Annotated in this window: 16 protein-coding genes; 7 read left to right on the forward strand and 9 right to left on the reverse strand. The window is 44.1% G+C overall.

The features are described from left to right. Window positions 1-18 precede the first annotated feature (18 nt). Together PR799_RS03385 and lrp are read right to left on the reverse strand one after the other, a co-directional pair. Window positions 19-3,669 (reverse strand): DNA translocase FtsK 4TM domain-containing protein, encoded by a 3,651-nt coding sequence (locus PR799_RS03385; RefSeq protein ID WP_272521260.1) that lies wholly within the window; start codon window positions 3,667-3,669, stop codon window positions 19-21. A 412-nt stretch (window positions 3,670-4,081) separates the two neighbouring features. Further along, on the reverse strand, window positions 4,082-4,576 hold the full coding sequence (gene lrp / locus PR799_RS03390; protein WP_004918089.1) for a leucine-responsive transcriptional regulator Lrp: 495 nt from the start codon (window positions 4,574-4,576) through the stop codon (window positions 4,082-4,084). Between the two features lie 553 nt (window positions 4,577-5,129). Between lrp and trxB the strand changes: the two genes are divergently transcribed. The 6 genes from trxB (at window position 5,130) to infA (ending at window position 12,908) form a co-directional block, all read left to right on the forward strand. Continuing rightward, window positions 5,130-6,092 carry a thioredoxin-disulfide reductase gene (gene trxB, locus PR799_RS03395; RefSeq protein WP_132494451.1) on the forward strand — a complete coding sequence of 321 codons (963 nt, stop codon included), beginning with the start codon at window positions 5,130-5,132 and terminating at the stop codon, window positions 6,090-6,092. A 220-nt stretch (window positions 6,093-6,312) separates the two neighbouring features. Then, window positions 6,313-7,986 carry a DUF7057 domain-containing protein gene (locus PR799_RS03400; RefSeq protein WP_272521261.1) on the forward strand — a complete coding sequence of 558 codons (1,674 nt, stop codon included), beginning with the start codon at window positions 6,313-6,315 and terminating at the stop codon, window positions 7,984-7,986. Window positions 7,987-8,307: 321 nt separating this feature from the next. After that, the gene (cydD, locus tag PR799_RS03405) at window positions 8,308-10,074 is read left to right on the forward strand and encodes a heme ABC transporter permease/ATP-binding protein CydD (protein ID WP_272521262.1); all 1,767 of its coding nucleotides are present in this window, start codon (window positions 8,308-8,310) and stop codon (window positions 10,072-10,074) included. Between the two features lie 2 nt (window positions 10,075-10,076). Further along, window positions 10,077-11,819 carry a heme ABC transporter ATP-binding protein/permease CydC gene (cydC, locus tag PR799_RS03410; protein WP_272521263.1) on the forward strand — a complete coding sequence of 581 codons (1,743 nt, stop codon included), beginning with the start codon at window positions 10,077-10,079 and terminating at the stop codon, window positions 11,817-11,819. 8 nt (window positions 11,820-11,827) lie between these two features. Continuing rightward, window positions 11,828-12,550: a leucyl/phenylalanyl-tRNA--protein transferase gene (gene aat / locus PR799_RS03415; protein ID WP_154628559.1), complete on the forward strand. Its 723-nt coding sequence runs from the start codon at window positions 11,828-11,830 to the stop codon at window positions 12,548-12,550. A gap of 139 nt (window positions 12,551-12,689) precedes the next feature. Next, window positions 12,690-12,908, forward strand: a complete 219-nt coding sequence (gene infA, locus PR799_RS03420) for a translation initiation factor IF-1 (protein WP_004244560.1) — start codon at window positions 12,690-12,692, stop codon at window positions 12,906-12,908. Window positions 12,909-12,975: 67 nt separating this feature from the next. Here infA and clpA read toward each other — a convergent pair whose 3' ends face one another. Then, the gene (gene clpA, locus PR799_RS03425; RefSeq protein WP_154604273.1) at window positions 12,976-15,261 is read right to left on the reverse strand and encodes an ATP-dependent Clp protease ATP-binding subunit ClpA; all 2,286 of its coding nucleotides are present in this window, start codon (window positions 15,259-15,261) and stop codon (window positions 12,976-12,978) included. A gap of 31 nt (window positions 15,262-15,292) precedes the next feature. After that, a complete protein-coding gene (gene clpS, locus PR799_RS03430; RefSeq protein ID WP_036951847.1) occupies window positions 15,293-15,613 on the reverse strand; it encodes an ATP-dependent Clp protease adapter ClpS in 321 nt (106 codons plus the stop codon). A 409-nt stretch (window positions 15,614-16,022) separates the two neighbouring features. Here clpS and cspD point away from each other — a divergent pair, with 409 nt between their 5' ends. Next, complete coding sequence (cspD, locus tag PR799_RS03435) at window positions 16,023-16,256, forward strand: cold shock domain-containing protein CspD (protein ID WP_154604319.1); 234 nt, start codon at window positions 16,023-16,025, stop codon at window positions 16,254-16,256. A gap of 122 nt (window positions 16,257-16,378) precedes the next feature. Here the strand turns inward: cspD and PR799_RS03440 are convergent, their stop codons facing one another. The 5 genes from PR799_RS03440 to macB form a co-directional block, all read right to left on the reverse strand. After that, complete coding sequence (locus PR799_RS03440) at window positions 16,379-17,311, reverse strand: DUF1177 domain-containing protein (RefSeq protein WP_272521264.1); 933 nt, start codon at window positions 17,309-17,311, stop codon at window positions 16,379-16,381. Between the two features lie 222 nt (window positions 17,312-17,533). Next, window positions 17,534-18,280 carry an IclR family transcriptional regulator gene (locus tag PR799_RS03445; protein ID WP_154604321.1) on the reverse strand — a complete coding sequence of 249 codons (747 nt, stop codon included), beginning with the start codon at window positions 18,278-18,280 and terminating at the stop codon, window positions 17,534-17,536. Further along, window positions 18,277-19,110 (reverse strand): nitrilase-related carbon-nitrogen hydrolase, encoded by an 834-nt coding sequence (locus PR799_RS03450; protein ID WP_272521265.1) that lies wholly within the window; start codon window positions 19,108-19,110, stop codon window positions 18,277-18,279. The genes PR799_RS03445 and PR799_RS03450 overlap by 4 nt, the downstream gene beginning before the upstream one ends. 10 nt (window positions 19,111-19,120) lie before the next feature. After that, window positions 19,121-20,467: a purine-cytosine permease family protein gene (locus PR799_RS03455; RefSeq protein ID WP_154628596.1), complete on the reverse strand. Its 1,347-nt coding sequence runs from the start codon at window positions 20,465-20,467 to the stop codon at window positions 19,121-19,123. Window positions 20,468-20,929: 462 nt separating this feature from the next. After that, a complete protein-coding gene (gene macB / locus PR799_RS03460) occupies window positions 20,930-22,873 on the reverse strand; it encodes a macrolide ABC transporter ATP-binding protein/permease MacB (protein ID WP_272521324.1) in 1,944 nt (647 codons plus the stop codon). Between the last annotated feature and the right edge of the window lies 1 nt (window position 22,874).

Raw genomic sequence — 22,874 nt, forward strand, 5'->3', positions numbered from 1 at the left:
CAATTAGCACATGAAATATTAATATCCCATTGATGGTGGCGCTAATACTTCTCGGTTACCGTTATGCCCAGGTTCACTGACAATTCCTTGGTCTTCCATTTGCTCAACAATCCGAGCTGCACGGTTGTAACCGATACGGAATTGACGTTGTACACCGGAGATAGATACCCTTTGTTTTTCAACAACAAATTCGACAGCTTGGTCAAATAACGGGTCAAGATCTTCATCACCATTATCTGAACTTCCGCCACCTTCACTATCATCACTACACGTTGTGATGCTATCAATATATTGCGGTTTTCCACGCGCTTTCCAATCATTCACAACTGCGTGAACTTCTTGGTCACGGACAAATGCACCATGAACACGAACAGGAATAGATGAGTTTGGTGGCAGATACAGCATATCCCCCATACCCAATAGTGATTCCGCACCACCTTGGTCAAGAATAGTACGTGAGTCAATTTTACTCGATACCGTAAAGGCGATACGCGTTGGAATATTGGCTTTAATTAACCCGGTAATGATATCAACAGATGGACGCTGGGTCGCTAAAACGAGGTGAATACCCGCTGCACGCGCTTTTTGTGCTAAACGAGCAATCAACTCTTCCACTTTCTTCCCTGCGGTCATCATTAAGTCCGCAAATTCGTCCACCATCACCACGATATAAGGTTCTTTTTTCAGCATTGGATGTTCCATATCCATACTGTCACCCGGCTTCCAGAATGGGTCTGGGATTGGGCGATTCATATCCGCTGCCGCTTTAATTTTGTCGTTGTAACCCGCGAGATTACGTACACCTAAAGCTGACATCAGTTTATAACGGCGTTCCATTTCATTGACACACCAACGCAGCGCATTCGCCGCGTCTTTCATGTCGGTAACAACTTCAGTTAACAGATGCGGGATCCCTTCATAGATAGAAAGTTCCAGCATTTTCGGGTCAATCATAATAAAGCGAACATCTTCAGGTTTCGCTTTATATAAGATACTGAGGATCATCGCGTTAACCCCAACCGATTTACCGGATCCCGTTGTACCCGCCACTAGTAAGTGCGGCATTTTTGCCAAGTCGGCAACAACCGGGTCACCTTCAATATCTTTCCCTAACACTATCGTCAATGGCGATGGATTTTTTCTAAAATCATCACAATCTAAAACTTCACTCAAGTAAACGGTTTGACGTTTTTCGTTAGGTAATTCTAGACCAACATACGGTTTACCTGGGATCACCTCAACAACACGAACCGCCGTAGTCGACAATGAACGCGCAAGATCTCGGGACAACGTAGAAATTCGAGCCGCTTTCACTCCCGGCGCAAGATCCAACTCAAAACGCGTTATAACAGGACCAGGAGAGAAGCCAACGACTTCAGCTTTAACACGATAATCATTCAAACGCGCTTCAATTAGCCTTGCGGTTTGCTCTAATTTGAACATATCCACTGGCTCTTCTTGTTCCGGTGGGCTCGCCAGCAGGTCAAGAGATGGCATTGGCGTCGTTGGTTTCGGTAACGGTTGGTCGTTACGCACTAAGAATGGGTGGAATAAGCTATCCTGCTGTGGCTGCTGTGGCTGCTGTGGCTGCTGTGGCTGCTGTGGCTGCTGTGGCTGCTGTGCTGCAGTTTGAGGCTGCCCCGCCGGATGAGCAACAAATTCATTTCCATTATGCACAGGCGCTATCGGCTGTTCTTGGGTTATCGAATGAGCTTGCACTGGTGGTTCGGTAAATGACGGCATAAACAGCGGCGCTGCTGGCTCATCATCAACTAAATCATCCACCGGCGAGAAACGCTCAAATGCCGATAATGGCGTACTTAAATCAATTTTAGGTTCAAAATCATCCGCATCATTATCCAGCTCATGCTCATCATCGGCATGGGCAGTAAAGCGATGGATATCAGAAGGTGAAGTTGACTCTGTTGGCACTATTTGTTTTGTAGGTTCAAAAGCTGGCGTAAATGCCGGAGCAGAAGCCCAACGATGTTCAATTTCTGGCTGAGTAAACGTACTCGCAGGCATATAATCCTGCGGAGTTTCTGGCTCTGGTGCAGGAACAGAATCAACCGCAGGCTGGTTAACCTGAAATGCAGTATCAAACTCCTGCATATCGACTTCAGGCTCACCGTAGCGTTGACGTTGCTGCTCTAAGAATTGAACGCGCAGTAATCTTTCTTGCTCTAGTTCATCGTCAGTTTTTACTTCATTTTCAGGCTCTTCGGCCGCAGACCATTGCTGATAAACCTGCTCACGCTGAGAGGCTTCCTCTTGACGACGTTGAAGCTCCGCATCGCGCTGAGACGGAATACGAATGCCATACAGTTCACGGCGAGTCGGCAAGCGAACCGGATTTGGACGAGGTAATTCTGGCTCCAGATTCTTTTTCACTTGCGCGTGGCGTTCCATCGCTGCAATCGAAATACCCGCAGCGGCTAGCGCGGCAGGGTTGGCGACACGGCTAGTTACCGATGATTCACTCACGTCAGGGCTTCCCATATCAATGGTGGGCTCTACAGGCGCAAAATGTGATGATGTAAATGTTGGAGCTGCCGGTTTGGACTCAAAAACAGGTTCTGGAACAAAAGCGGGCTCAGGTGTAAATGTCGGTTCTTGAGGTATAACAGGTGCAGGAGAAAATGCCTGCGTTGGTGCCACTTGAGGCTGATAATCATCAGGCACTTCAAAATGGTAAGTTTGCTGCTCTTTAGTCGCTGAAGGCTCTTCTGTCGCGGAAAATGTCGGTAAAACTGTATTTTCCGTTGGTTGAGCAGTAAAAGTAGGCTGCTCTGCCAAAGAAGCGCTTGGCTGGACTGGCTCAATAACAGGTTGCGCTTCAGAAGCTAACAGAGGATCAGCCATAACCTGTGGTTCAACCGCAGGCTGTACATCCTCAGAAATGAGCTCAGAGACTGTTGGCGCGGAAAACAGTACATCATCCGCATCAAATTGTTGGTTTTCATCATTTGCTTGATGCTCAGCAATTTGAGCACGCTGTAGCGCCTCTTCGGTCTCTTCAACATCATAATCGTAGTCATCAAGTTCATCACCACGGGCGCGGTTTGTTAGCAAGGTGATAGGAAGCAATATCCCTGCCCCTATTTTTTCTGCAATAGTCAGCCAAGACCAACCCGTGAAGAGGGTAAAACTGATTGCCCAGAGGAATAACAGCGCCAAGGTTGCACCCAATGAATTAAACCACGGCATAATTGCAGTACTGAATACACTGCCAATGACCCCGCCAGAAGCGAAGTTAGGTAAATCATCAAAGTTGAGTGCGGCCAAACCACAAGATGAAAGGATCAGTGCTAACCCGCCAATGAGGCGTAAAGAGAGTGAGAAAAAGTCAATATAGCGGCGCTGGCTTTCATAGTGATAAATTGCCCAACACCCGAGTAACAACAATGGCGGGATCGCAAACGCGAGAATACCAAATGCAGAAAACAGGATATCCGCACTCCATGAGCCAATACTTCCCCCTAAGTTTTTAACGGGAGCGTCCCAGTTAGTTTGTGACCAACTTGGATCGGAAGGATTAAAGCTCCATAGCGCGACCATAAGAAAAATCGCACAGAGGCAGATTGCCAACAAAATCACCTCTAATAGCCGTCTGCCGCTACTGAGCTTTTTAAATTTGATGTACTTATCTTCGGTATATTCTTGGCTCATTATTGTTTCTTTACTGACTGATGTTCTTGCTTAATACGTGATTATCCTATGATTATTCTAACACTAATCCTCTAAACGCGCCTGCTTTAAGGGGATTAAGACAAATTATCACACCATAGAGACCATAAGACTCAGTATTTCATCTTACGAATAGGGTTTCAAACTCTATTTAAGGTCAAAATTCTTAATTGTTTATAGCTTTAAAATCAATAAATTGAAATGAAAATTTCTGACTAATTTTGAGTCTATCGCAGACAGCGACGAGAGAATGTTCGAAAAAGAACCATTGGGAAAACTGAAGAGAAAAATTATAGCGCTTAAAAACGGAACAACGCTGAGTAAACCCAGCGTTGAAACAGCAGTGCGACAACAATGCAGATTGCTGTGCAGGAATGATGAACACAAAGTGCAATTAGCGAGTTTTAATCACTAAACGGTTGCTTTGTTTCACTTCTTCCATAACTACGTAGGTACGAGTGTCGTTTACACCAGGAAGGCGTAATAACGTTTCACCTAGCAGTTTACGATATGCGGACATATCTGGCACACGCGTTTTCAACAGATAGTCAAAGTCACCGGAAACGAGATGACATTCTTGAATTTCTTCAAGTTTTTGAACTGCCGTGTTGAATTGTTCGAATACATCTGGTGCTCCACGGTTTAAGGTAATCTCAACGAAAACCAGTAGCGATGCATCTAAATAGTGTGGATTTAACAGTGCGGTATAGCCAGAAATGAAACCCTGTCTTTCAAGACGACGAACACGCTCTAAACATGGCGTTGGAGATAAACCAACACGCTTAGATAGCTCAACGTTAGAGATACGCCCGTCTTTTTGCAATTCGTTCAGTATATTCCTGTCAATACGGTCAAGGTCTTTGCCAGGACGCTTTTTATTGTCAATCATCTCTTATCTCTCTTTCTTTAATTGTTATTTTCTACATCTTATAAAACGGTACCATCTATTCGTCAGTCTTCCTAAGCGGACTAGCGGGCGTGGAACCTATTCTATTCGTAATAACTGAAGTTCTCGTAAACCGAAACATATTTACCTTTGGAGCGGCTTACAATCGTCGCGACATTGCCAGAATGTGTGACGTAAAGTTAATTTTCCAGTAAGAACAAAAATGCGCCATTTCCATTGACCTGCTAGATAATTAACTCTTAGATAGATGTTTTCGCAAATGCGCAGCCGATTGTCAAAGTAAATGAATAAAAATCAGTACAAGATTTCGGTTTTTTTTTCAGTAAAACGTTTCGCAGACGCAATTCAAGATAATTCCTAAAATTACCGTTTCGTGATTAAAGCACTTTCCCTCTCATTTTTTAACTCTTAATTGGTATTGCCTATCAGAAAAATTTGTCCCCTCCACATCAATGAATGGTTAAATCACTTTTGTTACCCCCCTATTTCTCCTACAATCGTTCTTATGCTTTTTTGAGACTAAAAAGAGGAATTCATGAGCACAACCACACATCGCAAGTTAATCATTTTAGGTTCAGGCCCTGCAGGTTATACCGCAGCCGTTTACGCAGCTCGCGCAAATTTACACCCTGCACTGATTACTGGGGTGGAAAAAGGCGGTCAATTAACCACAACCACGGAAGTTGAAAACTGGCCGGGTGATCCTGAAGGCTTAACAGGCCCGGGACTCATGGAGCGCATGCATGCCCATGCAGAAAAATTCGAAACCGAAATCATCAACGACCACATTACAAAAGTGGATTTCCAACAGCGCCCTTTCCGTCTCTTTGGTGATGATACAGAATACACTTGTGACGCATTGATCATTGCGACAGGCGCGTCTGCTCGTTACATCGGTCTACCATCAGAAGAAGCCTTTAAAGGTCGCGGAGTTTCTGCTTGTGCAACGTGTGATGGTTTCTTCTATCGTAACCAAAAAGTTGCGGTTGTCGGTGGCGGTAATACTGCCGTTGAAGAAGCGCTGTATCTTTCTAATATCGCGTCTGAAGTACATTTAATTCACCGTCGCGATAGCTTCAGAGCGGAAAAAATTCTGGTTAATCGCCTGATGGATAAAGTTGAAAATGGGAACATTGTTCTGCATACCGACAACACATTAGACGAAGTTCTGGGCGATGATATGGGCGTTACAGGCGTTCGTTTACGTTGCACCAAAACCGATAAAACGGAAGATGTTGCTGTCATGGGCGCCTTTATCGCTATCGGTCATAGCCCTAACACCGCAATTTTTGACGGTCAGTTAGCTTTAAATAATGGCTATATTAAAGTGCAATCCGGCACCAACGGTAACGCCACTCAAACATCTGTTGAAGGGATCTTTGCGGCTGGCGATGTAATGGATCACATCTACCGCCAAGCAATTACCTCAGCCGGCACTGGCTGCATGGCGGCATTAGATGCCGAGCGTTACCTTGACGGGTTAGCAGACAAGAAATAGTTTTTTAATCTAACAATCGCTAATCTGAAATTCCTTGAAGCCTCATTTTTACGTTGTCGTTCATTAAGTTCGCAGCGAAATAGAAGGGGGCTTTTTATTTATTCCTGTTTCAAAAATAAAGCGCTATTCCCTCCTGAATTAGGAGCAAGTTTATTTTGCTCTTTTTATCCCATGCCTATACTCAATTTAATTATCTTGTTCATTCAAATAAGGAAGTGACATGGAGCCTCAAACGCAAAAAGAGCCCATTAATAAGCTGGCATATTTTATTGTTATCTTGCTATCGGTAATTCAAGGAATTGTCATCACCGCCACTCTTGATTATTCCATAGAAATTCCATTAAGCCCTACATGGGCTTATTTACCCATGATGTTGGCTATTTTTGTTCCCTCGGTTATCAGCTTTCTTATTACCAATGCCAAGCAAGCCGTGTTTTATCTCAATATTATCCTAACGATTGTGCTTGTTTTTTGGATCAATACTTGGCAAAGCCTTGATATTGGTACTTCTGATAACAATGACGCATTCCTCTCGATTACAACGCTTACTGTCCTGATTTTTTTTATATTACCTTGGATGCAAAACCGTCAGGCTACAGGAACTTGGAAAGCGAATTACAGCTGCTTAGTTGGGCACTATTTCCGCAACACCTTATTTGGTCTTTTCGCCTGTGCCATTGGGGGCTTATTAGCCCTGATAGTCAAACAAGCCAGCTTTTTATTCGGTATTGTCAATCTTTCAACACTCAGCCAATTTCTTGGTCACTACATTGTCCTTTGGGTGACCTTTTTAGTTGGTTTTAATACCAGCTTGCTCTTTTTGCGTTCTAAATTGGTGATGCAACTGAACAACATCGCCAAATATTTCTCGCAATTTTTCCTACCTTTACTCAGTTTAATCGCCGTAATTTTCTTAGCCGGATTGACGGTTTCCATATTAACTGGTGTGCATTACACAGCTTCAGAGCTAGGTTCTGGCACCATGCTCTGCTTTGTGATTTTAAATATTATCTTTATTAATGCCCTTTATGGTGATGGCACAACCCAATTCCAATTTAAATCGATTATCAATGGCTTTGTACTGATCAGCATCGTCTTATTAAATGCATTTTCTGCACTTTCTCTGTACGGTATTTTCGTTCGTGTTAGCCAATATAGCTGGAGTGTAAGTAGGCTATATGCATTTACTATTGCACTATTCTTAGCCCTGATTATTTTAGCTTACAGTATCGCAATCATTATAAAACGACACCGCTGGGCATTCGCCCTCGGTGGGATAAATAAGATCGCCATTCTTGGCTTAATCGCCACTATCTTAATCATTAATAGTCCTATTGGTGACTTCCAGCGTATCGCGGTCAACAGCATTATGGCGGCCGTTGAGAAAGGCAAAATTAAAATTAACTACGATTTGTCTTATGACTTAGAGAAGTTAGGTGTGCGGGGAAAAGAGGCGTTAGCAAAATTGGAGCAAGATCCTGATACGAAAGCACAGCTCAAAGTTGGCGCTTACTCTGATGTCCCTAAACCGCTTAAAGAGGTTCTTATCATCGTCAAAGGCAGTCAACCATTGCCACAAAACTGGTTTGATCTGGAAGACGGTATCCGCGACGCATGGAATTGCACCAATTATTACAGCAATTATGAATGCCTTGGATTTATGACTGATGCAAATAACGATGGAACTGACGACGTGGTGATGTGCTACTCCATACCCGAGTCCCTTGATTATGAATGTACTATTTGGCAGTCCGTGGATAACACATGGAAATTAGTCGATACGCAAAGAGAGGTATTCGACGATATGCCATCCAAAAAAACAGCATGGGATAAGCTACTTAACAACCAGTTTATATTGAAACCAAAAACCTGGTTGCAAATTGTTCCTGAATAACACACGAAATTCCCCAAAAATTATTTAAACCTAAAATGCAGGTGGCTTAACAATTATAAATTAAGCCACCTTATTTTTTCTTTGTAATAACGGTAACATCCTCTCTTCGCTCAAATTTAATTATATTACGCTTAATATAATTTACCTTTGCAAAACATATTGATAACAAAAATTGTTCTATTCAAATAACTGGCTTTTATTATGTAACATATCGAATGGAAGCTGTTATGATAGGCAAAAATTCGGTTAGATTTGATGACAAAGTCAACAATCTTAACCGCACTCAATAACATGAAAACTACACCTGCTAACTAAATCATTATGGATAAATCAAGACAGACTGAATTGGTGCGTTGGTTAAAGCAACACAGCGCTCCTGCTAAGCGTTGGCTCCGAATTTCTATGCTATTAGGCATAGTCAGCGGTTTATTAATTATTGCGCAGGCTTGGTTCCTCGCCGTGATCCTACAAGCGCTCATGATGGAGAGTATTCCACGCGAGCAACTCCTCACCGACTTTGCATTATTAATTAGTGTCTTTATTTTACGCGGTGTTGTTCATTATCTTCGTGAACGCGCTGGCTACCGTTGTGGACAAGTTGTCAGACAGCAAGTCCGCGGCATGGTGTTAGATAAACTGCAAGAATTAGGCCCTGTTTGGGTCAAAGGTAAGCCAGCAGGAAGCTGGGCGACGATTATTCTTGAGCAGATTGAAGATATGCAAGATTACTATTCTCGCTATCTTCCGCAAATGTATTTAGCCACCATCATCCCAATCATGATCTTGATTGCCATCTTCCCTTTTAACTGGGCAGCTGCGCTGATCTTATTTGCAACCGCACCGTTAATTCCGATTTTCATGGCACTGGTTGGGCTGGGTGCTGCCGATGCTAACCGCCGTAACTTCCTTGCTTTAAGCCGTTTGAGTGGCAGTTTCCTCGACCGTTTACGTGGATTAGACACCCTACGCCTGTTCTTCCGTGGCAAAGCAGAAGTCACCCAAATTCGTGAATCCACTGAAGACTTCCGTTCGCGCACCATGGAAGTGCTGCGTATGGCATTTCTATCTTCCGGTGTCTTAGAATTTTTCGCGTCAATTTCCATTGCAGTGGTCGCTGTTTATTTCGGATTCTCTTATCTTGGAGAGTTAAGTTTCGGTAGCTATGGTCTGCCTGTCACACTATTTGCAGGTTTCCTTGCACTGATTTTATCCCCTGAATTTTTCCAACCTCTGCGCGACCTAGGCACTTACTATCACGCAAAAGCCCAAGCTGTGGGCGCTGCTGAATCGCTGGTAACCTTACTCGAAAGCCAAGGTGATGAACAATTACCACAAGGCGACAAGGTGATTGATGAGCAACCTATTCGCATTGAAGCCAAACAGCTGGAAGTTCTCTCCCATGATGGCACTATCCTCGCGGGTCCTCTCGATTTCACCATTGAGCCGCAGCAACGCATTGCCTTAGTTGGCCAAAGTGGGGCGGGTAAAAGCTCCCTATTAAACTTATTACTTGGCTTCCTGCCTTACCAAGGTTCCATCACGATTAATGGCAATGAGCTCAATCAATTATGCCCAGAACAATGGCGTGCTTTAGTGGGCTGGGTTGGGCAAAACCCACATTTGCCTGAGCAAACATTGCAAGAAAATATTTGCCTAGGTAAACCTGATGCTACCGAAGCAGAAATTCAATCAGCAATTGAAAAAGCCTATGTGGCGGAATTTCTGCCAAACTTACCGGATGGGTTAAATACTCGCTTAGGCGATTTCGCTGCACGTCTTTCTGTTGGGCAAGCCCAACGTGTCGCTGTCGCTCGCGTACTCTTAAAACCTTCTCGCTTATTGCTATTAGATGAGCCAGCTGCCAGCTTAGATGCACACAGCGAACAGCGGGTAATGGAAACACTGAATCAACTATCTGAGCAACAAACCACGTTGTTAGTCACCCATTTACTTGAAGAAACCATGGATTACGACCAAATTTGGGTGATGTCTAACGGGAAAATTATCCAGCGTGGTGACTACCAACAACTGAGCCAGTCTGAAGGTGCCTTTGCCCAATTACTCGCTCATCGCCAAGAGGAGCTTTGAAAATGAAAGTGTTACTCCCCTTCTTAGCCCTCTATCGCCGTCATTGGTTTTTGATTTCCTTAGGGATCATTCTGGCGATTGTCACGCTGCTTTCCAGTATTGGCCTTCTCACGTTATCGGGATGGTTCTTAGCCGGTGCTGCTATCGTTGGTGCGCCGGGGATCTTTTTCTTTAACTATATGCTCCCAGCGGCTGGAGTTCGTGGTGCGGCTATTTTCCGTACTGCGGGACGTTATGCCGAGCGTTTAGTCAGCCATGATGCAACATTTAAAGTCTTAGCCCATCTGCGAGTTTTCGCCTTCAGTAAGGTTTTACCGCTATCTCCCGGTGGGATCAGCCGTTTCCGCCAAGGGGATCTATTAAACCGATTGGTGGCGGATGTCGAAACCCTAGACCACCTTTACTTGCGCGTTCTCTCCCCGATTGTCAGTGCTTTCTTTGTCACGTTTGTCCTGATTATTGGTTTAAGCTTCCTTGACCCTCGCCTAGCATGGACATTAGGCGGCGTTATGCTGTTCCTACTGTTTACGATGCCATTTGTATTTTATCGTGCTGGTAAACCGATTGGACGCGAACTGACTGAACTGCGCGGAAATTACCGCATCGTATTAACTTCAGCATTACAAGGCCAAGCCGAATTAGCCTTATTTGGTGCGACTCAACGTTTTCGTCAACACTTATCAAGCATCGAAAATTCATGGCAAGGTCGCCAGCAGCAGCAAGCTGCACTGACAGGTTTATCTCAAGCCATTATTTTGTGTGCATCAGGGCTTACCGCAACCTTGCTTTTATGGATGGCCGCTGAACATGTTGGCGGAAATACACAACCCGGTGCGCTGATTGCCTTATTTGTTTTCTGTGCATTAGCCTCATTTGAAGCGTTAGGGCCTGTTGCCGTCGCATTCCAACACATGGGGCAAGTGATTGCATCGGCTACCCGCGTCTCTCAGTTAATGCATGCGAAACCGGAAGTGAACTTTGTCAATCAAGGTAATGAACTAAAATCGCTAGAAAATTTAATCATTGATAACGTGACGTTCACTTATCCAGAACAGCCTTTCGCCGTACTAAAAAATGTCACTTTGTCGATCAAACGAGGCGAGCACATCGCGTTATTAGGAAAAACAGGCTGCGGTAAATCAACGCTGCTGCAATTGCTCACCCGCGCTTGGGATGTGGACAGTGGCGTGATATCGATTAATGGCCAGCCAATTCAAGCTTACAGCGAAGAAGCGCTACGTGGCGTGATGTCCGTGGTTCCTCAGCGTGTTCATGTCTTCAGTGATACCCTACGCAATAACTTATTATTAGCCAACGAGCAAGCCACTGACGAGCAACTGTGCGATGTACTGACTCAAGTTGGCTTAGATAATTTGTTGGATAATCAGCTAAAATTAAACGCATGGATGGGTGAAGGCGGTCGTCAATTATCAGGAGGAGAGCAGCGCCGCTTAGGTATCGCTCGCGCCCTTCTGCACAATACGCCGCTGGTATTAATGGATGAGCCAACAGAAGGGTTAGATGCCCACACTGAACAGCAAATTCTCAGCCTGCTCAAGCAAAAATGTGCCGATAAGACCCTGCTGGTAATCACCCATCGTATGCAAGGTTTAGAGCAAATGGATACCATTTGTGTGATGGATAATGGCGAAATTATCGAACAAGGCTCACACTCGCAATTATTAGCTGAGCAAGGTCGTTATTATCAGTTCCGTCAACGTCATTTGGTTCAGCAAACTCGCTGAGGTGCACCATGTACCAATTAGACGATGATTCATACCTGTTCCCGCCCGTGTCTGAAGCGATGCGGGAACCTAATGGGTTACTGGCGATCGGCGGTGATTTATCATCTCGCCGCTTACAAGCCGCATACTATGATGGCATTTTTCCTTGGTTTAACCCTGGTGAAGTGCCTTTATGGTGGTCACCCGATCCGCGAGCCGTCTTGAGAGTGGGCGACTTGCATATCAGCCGTTCCATGATCAAAACATTAAAAAAATCTCCTTATCGCATTACCATAAATCATGCGTTCAAAGAGGTGATAGCGGCTTGTGCAGTTCGTGCAGAAGGAACGTGGATCCTTCCTTCCGTACAGGCTGGTTACCTAGCGCTTCATCAAGAAGGGCTCGCCCACTCGATTGAGGCGTGGCATGGTGATCAGCTGGTGGGCGGTTTGTATGGCGTGAACATGGGACACCTGTTTTGTGGGGAGTCTATGTTCAGTAGAATGAATGATGCGTCCAAATGTGCTTTTATTACATTCTATTTTCATTTTTTGCGCTATAATGGGCAACTTTTTGATTGTCAGGTACTTAACCACCACACCGCTTCACTTGGCGCGACGGAGATCTCCCGCAGGGATTTTCTACATATTCTTTATCGGTGGCGTGACCTGCGGATTGACCCAGCATGCTGGTTACCACAGTCAATTGATTTACCTCAATCATTTGAAAAATCACCACTTTTTAAGCGATAGAAAGTGGCAATACAGTAATTTTATCCCCAACTATTTTAAAGAAAGATCGCTTTAAAATGCGACACTTCTTTACTTAGTGTGGGTTTTTGGGCATTATCTTGCCCGTAAAAAATCACGGTTATTAGACTTAGAGGATTAGATGGCCAAAGAAGATAATATTGAAATGCAGGGAACGGTTTTGGATACCCTGCCAAATACAATGTTCCGCGTTGAACTGGAAAACGGTCACGTTGTGACTGCGCACATCTCTGGTAAAATGCGTAAAAACTACATCCGCATTCTGACAGGCGACAAGGTAACTGTAGAGTTAACTCCTTACGACCTGAGCAAAGGCCGCATCATTTTCCGTAGCCGCTGATTTTCGATTTTCAGGCAAGGCCTGACAAGACCACAGGTGCCTAAGACACCTGTGGTACTAGCTATTGTCAGATTACAGCATCCTCTGGAGAGGCCTTGTGTACGCTACTGAAGCTGTATGTCAGTGTGTGACTCTTTTCATCAAGCCCGATACTCACCGAGCCGCCATTCGTTAACGAACCAAATAACAGTTCATTTGCCAATGGTTTCTTCAGGTTATCCTGAATGACACGCGCCATAGGTCGGGCCCCCATTGCTTTGTCATACCCTTTCTCACACAACCAACGACGAGCCGCTTGGCTTACCTCAATCGAAACACCCTTCTCATCCAACTGTGCTTGCAACTCAACAATGAATTTATCCACCACTTGCGTGATGATATCCATCGACAGCGCATTAAACCAAATAATGCCATCAAGACGGTTACGGAATTCCGGTGAAAATGTCTTTTTAATTTCAGACATCGCATCCGTACTATTATCTTGCTCTGCAAAACCAATCGAGCGGCGCTGAGTTTCTTGCACCCCTGCGTTGGTGGTCATTACCACAATCACATTACGGAAATCCGCTTTACGACCGTTATTGTCCGTCAGCGTACCGTGATCCATCACTTGCAGAAGAATGTTAAACACATCCGGGTGCGCTTTTTCGATTTCGTCCAATAACACGACGGAATGCGGATGCTTAATGACGGCATCGGTCAGCAATCCACCTTGGTCAAAACCCACATACCCCGGAGGCGCACCAATCAGTCGGCTAACCGTATGGCGTTCCATATATTCAGACATATCAAAGCGCAGCAGTTTCACATCCAACGCTTTTGCCAGCTGCACGGTGACTTCCGTTTTACCCACGCCAGTTGGCCCTGCAAACAAGAAGGAGCCGACAGGCTTGTGATCTAACCCTAAGCCTGCGCGATTCATTTTAATCGCCTCAGACAGCGCCTCAATCGCTTTATCTTGTCCAAAGACTAACATCTTCAGGCGTGAGTCTAAGGTTCTCAAACGATCTTTATCGCTCGAGGAAACGGTTTTTTCTGGAATGCGCGCAATACGCGCCACCACGGTTTCGATTTCAGGTACACCGATGGTTTTCTTACGTTTGCTTGGCGCCACTAAACGCGTTCTTGCTCCCGCTTCATCGATAACATCAATGGCTTTATCTGGCAGATGGCGATCGGTAATGTATTTCACCGATAAATCCACCGCAGCCTGAATGGCTTTCGCGGTGTAGCGAACATCATGGTGAGACTCATATTTCGGTTTCAACCCATTAATGATACGCACAGTTTCTTCAGGAGTAGGTTCCACAATATCAATTTTTTGGAAACGTCGAGCCAGCGCTCTATCCTTCTCAAAGATATTGCTAAATTCTTGATAGGTCGTAGAGCCAATCACACGGATACGCCCACTTGATAACAGCGGCTTAATCAAGTTTGCAGCGTCTACCTGTCCACCCGATGCCGCACCAGCACCAATAATTGTGTGAATCTCATCGATAAACAGAATGCTTTTCGGATCTTTTTCCAACATTTTCAGCAGCGCTTTAAAACGTTTTTCAAAATCACCGCGATATTTAGTGCCTGCCAACAATGAGCCGATATCCAGTGAGTAGATTGTGCAATCTTTCATCACTTCAGGCACATCATTTTGCTCAATACGCCACGCTAAGCCCTCAGCGATCGCCGTTTTACCTACGCCGGATTCCCCAACCAATAATGGATTATTCTTGCGGCGACGGCACAACACTTGAATGGTACGCTCTAATTCAGCCTGACGTCCCACCAGCGGGTCGATATTCCCTTTCTTAGCCTGTTGGTTCAGATTGGTAGTGAAGTTGTCCATATGGTCTTCTGAGACCGGCTGCTCTTCACTTGGTGGTGTATTGTTTGCGGCATCATCCTCCGATGAAGAAGAATCTTCACCTTTAATGGTACCGTGGGAAATATAATTAACCACATCGAGGCGGCTAACATCATGCTTACGTAATAAATAAGCCGCTTGGGATTCTTGTTCGCTAAAAATCGCCACTAGCACATTCGCGCCAGTCACTTCGCTGCGTCCTGATGATTGAACATGAAAAACAGCACGTTGCAGTACGCGCTGGAAACTCAAAGTCGGTTGAGTGTCTCGCGTATCATTCTCAGGCAATAGAGGCGTGGTTTGGGCAATAAAATGTTCGAGTTCTTGTCTCAAGGCAACTAAGTCGACCTTACAAGCCTCTAAAGCTTCACGCGCAGAGATATTGCTCAATAATGCCAGCAATAGGTGCTCCACAGTCATAAATTCATGGCGATTGTCTTTCGCTCTGGTAAAAGCAACATTTAGACTAAGCTCCAATTCTTGATTGAGCATAAGCACCTCCCAAAATTGATATTAAGACTCTTCAGACTTTCTCTATAGTACACAATAAAGGATATTCATGTTCCCTTGCAAAAGCATTGACTTGGGCGGCTTTCGTTTCTGCAACTTCAGCAGTATAAACACCGCAAATACCTTTACCTTGAAAATGCACATCTAACATTATCTGTGTAGCGCGTTCTTCATCAAAAGAAAAGTATTTTTGTAACACCTCAACAACAAAATCCATCGGCGTATAATCATCATTATTTAACAGTACTTTATACATCGATGGTGGTTGCAGCGTCTTTTCAACTTCATCTTTAAAAATTGTGTCAGTTTTAAATGTGCCCAGAAAATCACTCATTACTTTCGTGCTCAGTCGTATTACTCAGTGTGGAAATTCAATTTAAGCATAGCCTTTATTATCAATGATATCTATTCACTAAATAGCAATTCAATAAAGCTAAGCCATTAAAAATATTTTGTCTTCATTTTGGTACTGAATTCTCAATTTATCCCAGTGTACCATGGGCTGATGACTAACTTATAGCACCTAAATTTTGTGACGCACATCAAATAATTTAAAAATTCACGAAAAACGCTCATCGGATTATTTTCAGTTTATTCAAAAAGCCAAAATCCGACTCTTGACCAAATATCCCTCTTCAATACAGTATAAAATGCGCGCGATTAACTTCGTATTTATACCTAGTTTGCATGTGTATTTTATGCATGTATATAAACAGTCAGTAGCAAACTTGAAGGACGGAAATATGAATACAGGTACGGTTAAGTGGTTCAATAATGCCAAAGGTTTTGGTTTTATTTGCCCAGAAGATGGCGGAGATGATGTATTTGCACATTATTCCACAATCCAAATGGATGGTTACCGGACTCTCAAAGCGGGTCAAAAGGTCAACTACACGCTTATGATTGATGGACCTAAAGGCGCTCATGCTACCGCCATTATTCCAATTATCGAAAGTAGTGAAGCAAAAGCAGAATAAGTTAGGGTAATAGAGCACAGTTAATTATTTTTAAGGGGTAAATAATTAACTGTGGCTATTTCAAATTAGCGATATTTTAGGTTAATAACGCTCTAAATTAAGACAGTCTGCAACAAATATTATTACTCATCCGTTGCCTGCAAATGATGCATATCACCATACAATTCAGTTAATAGCTGATATTGCTCTTCATCATAGAACGCGCATTGGCCTTCACCGAAAGCTTTTGCGACTTCAATCATGAATTTCACAGTCGCAGCAATGTCCACTTCATGACTAGCTCCCGTTGAGCAACCTGGCACAACAGTTTCAGTGCAAATTGCGACACCAACAACTGGAACCGTTGTTGAAACCGCTGGCTGCATAATGCTATTGAGGTGATGAAGCCCATTGCCATAAGGCGTGATATCTTGGATAGATAGCGGGAACGTCACCGCATTTTGTCCGCTACTCCACTCCATTAAACGCAATAGATCCTCAGAAACAGGTAGGATATATCCCGATTTTACCGTTGGTGATAGCGCATAACCTTTATGGTTAATTAAGCGATTTCCTTTGGTGGTATCTACCGATAAAATGGCATCCGCTTCTGGGATCCCTTCATGAAGATTCATCGTAGCGTCTTCAAGGGGTGAATCCATAAAATCGACTGGCGTATGCGGACGAGTTGGCGCATTTGGGCAGATATGCGTTGTAATGATCACATCCCCTTGTAATGCGTCCCCTCTTTGCTGCATTTGAGCCAACTTTAATCCCGTTGTGATGGCTGCAATTGCGCCATCCGCATCAGAAACAACCCCAATGCGCGAAGGTCTTGCACCCAAACCACCTAAACGCCCGATGATCCCTAGCGTTGGTGCATTCTTACCTTGGGACTTGCCTTGTAAGCCTGGAATGGTGATTCTGACGAAATCACTTTGGCCTTTTTGATCGACTACAGTTGTTGAAATGGCTTGGACTGCGGGGAAATCCTGGAACAACTGAACAACATCATGCCCACTAACATTCGCACAATCGAGCAGCTCATAAACGCACAAAGTTTGCTTTAGAGTCATTGTACTTCCTTTAATTCTAATTATTTTTTTTAGAGTTTTAGAGTAAACGGGCACCAAAGGAGCACCCGCTTACTCTGAATACCCCTTAACTAAAGACAAAGGGTATATTTCCTGATGAAGGCGTATTCACGCACTTTGAATGGTATTTAATTATTATTTACTACAACTACTCATTACTGAACTTTTACTGCTGATACTGCTTTATATCACAAGGTTTTTTGACTACTTGGTACTACGCTCTAACCAGTAAGGATCCCCAACCATACATCCTAGGTAAGAAGCCTTACGGTAAAGATCTTGGGACAGCTGCACGATAATCTCATCGGTCATTTGCGACTCTGGGAGACTCAAACACAACGCATATAATGTATTTTGTGAAGGGTCATATACTGTACTGGATACAGAAGCGACACCGGCAACTGACTCGTTGACTGAAAACTCCCAACCTCGTTCATTGATCACACTAATACGCTCATTTAAACTGGCTCGAGACTCTTCAGGCTCTAAATTAATTAAGTTTATGCGCTCACTTATTGGTAATCGTGCTAATAATGCGCGCCCCGTTGATGTACCGCCAATAGGTAAACGCGTTCCAGGCTGCGTAATCACTTGCAGCATACTGTTACCAATTCGGGCATGAACAACACGAACTTTGTCTTCATCTAACGCAGAGACATAACTGGTAAACCCAGTATCTTTCGTCAAACTGTCTAACGCTTCTAACGCCATATCAATTAAATGGTTCATGCCACGAGCTCGGTGGGCAATCTCCATAATCAACAAACCTGGACGATAAATCGGCGCGTTATTTTTCTTTTCGAGCAACCCAAGTTCTGCCATCTGCTTTAATAGACGTGAAGCAGAGCTTTTCGGCATCGATAATTCATTGACCAACGTGGTTACCGTTAACTCATTACCTGAGCGTAAAAATAAGCGATACACGTCGACAACACTTGTTAAAATACTCATACCTGAGTTTCCTGCACCAGCAAGCCATAATCCAGAGGCTTTCTATCCCTTAAATAAGGCACATTTAAACGCGTATGCGCCTGAAGACGAAAATCAATCTCACCAACTAACAACTGTTCTTGTTCGCAAGATGCCTCACTCAAAACTTGCCCACGCGGGCCCATAATTTTACTGCCACCAAATAGGTGTAAATCTTCTTCATGCCCCCAGCGATTCACCGCTAGAAGATGCGTGCCATTCTCTAAAGCACGACACGCTGTATTGATATTCCACATATCTCGGTCTTGAATACACCAAGCAGAAGGTGCAATTAGCAATTCTGCACCTTGTAGAGTGAGGATCCGCGCCACTTCAGGGAAGCCCATGTCGTAGCAAATCATCACACCAATTTTGCCGATTGGCGTATCAAACACGGGGAAAGTATCCCCGCTTTTGAACCACTGCTTTTCAATACCAAACGCATGTACTTTACGAAATACGCCGCTGATATTCTCACAACCCGGATTCCAAACGCCTACAGAGTTATATACTTCACCAAGACGTTCACCGCGCTCAGCAAATCCCGCCACAATTGTGATATCTAGACGGGAAGCTAATTGGCTAAATAGGCAGTATGTTTCACTGCCATCAAAATCACTAAGATCCCATAACTGAGTGGAGAGTAGATCACCCCGATAACCCGTTGTCGACAGCTCTGGGAAACAGATTAACTTAGCGCCTTGAGATGCCGCCTGCTCGCACAGTTGCGCCATACGCTGCAAGTTACCTATTTTATTCCCTAGTTCAGAATCAAACTGAGCCAGAGCGACTTTCACTTGGTTATCGGTCATCTATCTGTCCTCAATCTAAATGAGAAACTTGGCGGAAGTGAGTGCCTTTCTCGCCTCGGAATGCCGCTAATAAGCGCATACCTACCCAATAAGCCACTGCACCAACCAGTAAAGAGTTCAACGCTGGAACGCCAATATCTGCACCAAAAGGCCCCAGAGCAGAGGTGCCCCAACCGACGACAACCGCACAACACCATGCAACTAAAGTCACAGGGTTATACGCTTCACAGCGAGTTGGTAAAATGCCTTGTTCTCGGCTGATATCCAGCTCTTTTCTGTCACGTTTTAACAAGTAATAATCGACAACCATAATACCCGCGACAGGCGGAATCGAAATACCAAGATAAATTAAGAAACTAATAAAGTTATCTAAGATGCCTAACATGGAAGCCACGGTACCAAAAATACCAATAATCCAGGTTAAATAGCGGCGGTCAAAACGCTTATTAAAAATAGCGTTCAACAGTGTGGAGAAGCCGAGTGATGAAGAGTAGAGATTGATATCATTCATTTTAATTGTTGAGAAGATAACAATCGATGCACCTAGCAACCCAGTTAACGCCATCATCAAATCAAAAACTTGGCTTGTGCGTAATGCTAAAGCCATTAATACCGCAATCATATTGACGAAAAGTTCGCCACAGAATGTACCAATCAATGTCATCCAGAATACATCTTTCGGTTTATGCATAAAGCGACTGATGTCTGGAGTTGTTACAGCAGAGATGATAAAACCACCCGCAACCATCGTAATTGCAGCTGGCATTGTCATTAAAGGCCCGGCAGGTTCAGTGGCATTAATTAATAAACTAATGTCCTGTCCCGATAATAAATTATAAGTTGCCCAACCTAGTGCGAATAAAAATAGCGGTGTTGAAATATTCGCGGTAATAGATAAAAAGCGATATCCATATACCGTAATAATTGTCACCGCAATACCTGTAATAAGCGACCAGGTCCCTGGTGTTAGCACGTTAGTCGCTTTATACATACCATCCGCGAAGAAACCATTTTGGACACCGAACCAACCCATTAAGGAGATAGCAATGGCTCCTCCAATTAATGCGGATCCTAGTTTTCCAAAACCAGACCACCGAGACAGTAGACTGATTGACATTCCTTCACGGCAAGCTGCCGCTCCGAGACCCCAACTGACGACCTGTAAAATTACAGAACCGAGCATTGTGGCCCAAAACGCCTGCCAAAACGTTAATCCATAACCAAGCGCTGCACCTAGCATCACTTGCGAAACGCAAGCGAGTGAACCGATACGGAGGATCAACACTTCATAAAACGGTCGACGAGCACTTTGCGGTACCCGCGCCAGAGAATAATCTTCACCTGCTTTATTTGCCATTTTTTATGCCTGCTGTGTATGAGTCTTTACTTGTGATTTTTGGCTTTTCGCTAAAGTTCCATTTAATGGAACCAGGTTTCATTTATTCTACGAGACGAATAATATCCACGATCGGTACCAAATCGCAAGTAGAATTTACCTTTTTGATAGCTTTTTTATTATCGGTTATTTAAATAGGAGGAGAAATAGGAGGGAGTAAAAACAAAATAAGCTGTAAATTAATAGGTTAAAAATTCCGCATTTGATTAGAGAAACTTCATAAAATGAGTTATCAGCTATAGATAATTCTGATTTCGACACGCCAATATGGAGTAAATTATCTTTTCATTGCAGTTAATCGCACAAAATATTCGACCTAAACAGCCATTCACCGATTATTTTATTTAATAAATTGCGTATTTGGTGAGAAAAAAGTTGTAGAGATCCCCTCTACAACTTTTCAAATAATCACGAATTGATAAATTACTCTCTTGCTAATGCATCAATTGGGTTTAATCTCGCCGCATTTCTTGCTGGTAGGAAACCAAAAATAATCCCAATCGCCGTTGAACACGCAAATGCGCTGACGAGTGCAATAGGATCAAAGGCAAATGTCCAACCCGGCAGCGCCATTTGAGCAATCAAACTGACGCCATAAGATAAGCCAATTCCCATTAAGCCACCAATAAGGCACACTAACACCGCTTCAATAAGAAATTGCTGCATCACATCCATCGTTCGGGCGCCAACCGCCATACGAATACCAATTTCACGCGTTCTTTCCGTGACAGACACCAACATAATATTCATCACACCAATCCCCCCAACCACAAGCGAAATGACAGCAACTAAAGTCAAAAAGAGCTGCATAGTTTGGGTGGTTTTTTCCGCTGTTTTGACCAACGTATCAATGTTATAGGTAAAAATATCCTTCTTACCGTGACGCAATGTCAGCAAGCGGGTCAGTTGCTGCTCAGCGACTTTCGCATCAATACCATCCTTCACTCTCACCACAATACTGTCATAGTAAGAACGGTTAATCAGCTTACTGTTAATGGTTGTATCGGGTAAAAACACTTCTAGGCTTTTGCTGGAACCAAAAATGAACTTTTGCTCCCCTAAGACACCAATTACTGTCGCGGGCATATTTCCGATAAGCAATATCTCACCCACGACATTCTGTTTGTTCGGAAAAAAGCGTCGTTTCGTATTACCGTCAATCACCACCACAGGCGCACGCCGATCAAGCATATCCTGAGTAAATCCCATCCCTTCAGCGAATTTATTACCATAAACTTGGAAATAACCTACCCCCACTCCTGCGACTCGAGCCACCGCATCTAAATTACCTTTACGTAATCGAGCAGAGGTATCAATGGACCCCGTCACAGACTGAACATAAGGCTGCTGAGCAATGGCAGAAATATCAGAGGCTTTCAACGCTTGTCGATTTTCTGGGTCATCACTGCCAAAATCTTTTCCGGGATACACAGAAATTGTATTGGTACCAATCGATTTAATATCATTCAATACCATCCCTTTGGCCGCATCACCAATCACCATGATGGATACCACTGAGGCAATCCCAATCACAATTCCCAGCATGGTCAGCAAGGTGCGCATTTTATTCACCACCATCGCGCGCCACGCCATTAATAAGGCTTCACTGAATCGACTAATCCATTGCCCTAATGGATTTTTCTTCATCGCAACTTTTGCCGGAAACTCCACTTTCTTCGTTGCTAACACACCAGAATCATTGATGATTTCGCCATCTTTGATTTCAACGATCCGCTCTGCTTGTTGCGCGACTTTCGGGTCATGGGTAACGATGATAACCGTATGCCCTTGGACACAAAGATCTTTTAAAATCTTCATGACCTCTTCCCCCGAATGGCTATCCAGCGCCCCCGTCGGCTCATCCGCCAAAATAACCTGTCCACCATTCATCAGAGCGCGAGCAATACTGACTCTTTGTTGCTGTCCACCCGACAATTGGCTTGGACGATAATTGACTCGCTCACCTAAGCCTAAACGCTGAAGTAATTGTTCCGCTCGTTCTTTGCGCTGAGACTTGCCTGCTCCCGCATAAATAGCGGGGATTTCGACATTTTGCTCAGCACTCAAATGGCTCAGTAAATGGTAACGCTGGAAGATAAAACCAAAATGTTCACGTCGTAATTGTGCCAACTGGTCATTATCTAAGGTCGCAATATTTTGCCCTGCAACGAAATATTCTCCTGATGAGGGTTTATCCAAGCATCCCAAAATATTCATCAGCGTCGATTTTCCCGACCCCGACGCCCCAATAATCGCCACCATTTCACCGGCATTTATTTTCAGCGAAACATCTTTGAGTACCGTGATCTCCTGTTCACCCGCAGGATAGCGCCGCGTAATGTTATGCAGCTCAAGTAAAGTCGTCATC

Source organism: Providencia sp. PROV202, assembly GCF_028479565.1.
Lineage (GTDB): Bacteria > Pseudomonadota > Gammaproteobacteria > Enterobacterales > Enterobacteriaceae > Providencia > Providencia zhijiangensis.

Bases quoted from the DNA above. Each gene is read 5' to 3' on its own strand.
- PR799_RS03385 (WP_272521260.1), bottom strand. From the start codon at position 3,669: ATGAGCCAAGAATATACCGAAGATAAGTACATCAAATTTAAAAAGCTC.
- lrp (WP_004918089.1), bottom strand. From the start codon at position 4,576: ATGATTGACAATAAAAAGCGTCCTGGCAAAGACCTTGACCGTATTGAC.
- trxB (WP_132494451.1), top strand. From the start codon at position 5,130: ATGAGCACAACCACACATCGCAAGTTAATCATTTTAGGTTCAGGCCCT.
- PR799_RS03400 (WP_272521261.1), top strand. From the start codon at position 6,313: ATGGAGCCTCAAACGCAAAAAGAGCCCATTAATAAGCTGGCATATTTT.
- cydD (WP_272521262.1), top strand. From the start codon at position 8,308: ATGGATAAATCAAGACAGACTGAATTGGTGCGTTGGTTAAAGCAACAC.
- cydC (WP_272521263.1), top strand. From the start codon at position 10,077: ATGAAAGTGTTACTCCCCTTCTTAGCCCTCTATCGCCGTCATTGGTTT.
- aat (WP_154628559.1), top strand. From the start codon at position 11,828: ATGTACCAATTAGACGATGATTCATACCTGTTCCCGCCCGTGTCTGAA.
- infA (WP_004244560.1), top strand. From the start codon at position 12,690: ATGGCCAAAGAAGATAATATTGAAATGCAGGGAACGGTTTTGGATACC.
- clpA (WP_154604273.1), bottom strand. From the start codon at position 15,261: ATGCTCAATCAAGAATTGGAGCTTAGTCTAAATGTTGCTTTTACCAGA.
- clpS (WP_036951847.1), bottom strand. From the start codon at position 15,613: ATGAGTGATTTTCTGGGCACATTTAAAACTGACACAATTTTTAAAGAT.
- cspD (WP_154604319.1), top strand. From the start codon at position 16,023: ATGAATACAGGTACGGTTAAGTGGTTCAATAATGCCAAAGGTTTTGGT.
- PR799_RS03440 (WP_272521264.1), bottom strand. From the start codon at position 17,311: ATGACTCTAAAGCAAACTTTGTGCGTTTATGAGCTGCTCGATTGTGCG.
- PR799_RS03445 (WP_154604321.1), bottom strand. From the start codon at position 18,280: ATGAGTATTTTAACAAGTGTTGTCGACGTGTATCGCTTATTTTTACGC.
- PR799_RS03450 (WP_272521265.1), bottom strand. From the start codon at position 19,110: ATGACCGATAACCAAGTGAAAGTCGCTCTGGCTCAGTTTGATTCTGAA.
- PR799_RS03455 (WP_154628596.1), bottom strand. From the start codon at position 20,467: ATGGCAAATAAAGCAGGTGAAGATTATTCTCTGGCGCGGGTACCGCAA.
- macB (WP_272521324.1), bottom strand. From the start codon at position 22,873: ATGACGACTTTACTTGAGCTGCATAACATTACGCGGCGCTATCCTGCG.